Origin of the sequence: Escherichia sp. 93.0816, from assembly GCF_013368855.2 — a bacterium.
Classification (GTDB): domain Bacteria; phylum Pseudomonadota; class Gammaproteobacteria; order Enterobacterales; family Enterobacteriaceae; genus Escherichia; species Escherichia ruysiae.
Map to the genome: position 1 here is coordinate 1 of NZ_JABWNC020000101.1, position 250 is coordinate 250.

Consider the following 250-nt stretch of genomic DNA (forward strand, 5'->3'; position numbering starts at 1 on the left):
CCGTAAGCCGCCGTGACGTTACGGACCCCGGCGACCCAGAACGACATGGCATCGAGAAGCGATTCGCACAGGACAACCGTTGATGAACCGATCAGCGCCTGCTCATTCCACGCGCAGCCGTGAGCGCCGGGAAGGTACAGATGCAGTGGCGTTCCCTTACGCAGATCGCCGCCGATCTTGCGCCCGTACATCTCACGGATCTGCCCGTTCAGATCCATCACCGGCACAACCAGCGACCCGGTGAAGTGCT

Annotated in this window: 1 pseudogene; it reads right to left on the reverse strand. The window is 62.0% G+C overall.

Features of this window, described 5'->3' with window-relative positions:
* Positions 1-250: pseudogene (locus tag HEM79_RS22455) on the reverse strand (DNA primase); the annotation flags it as partial.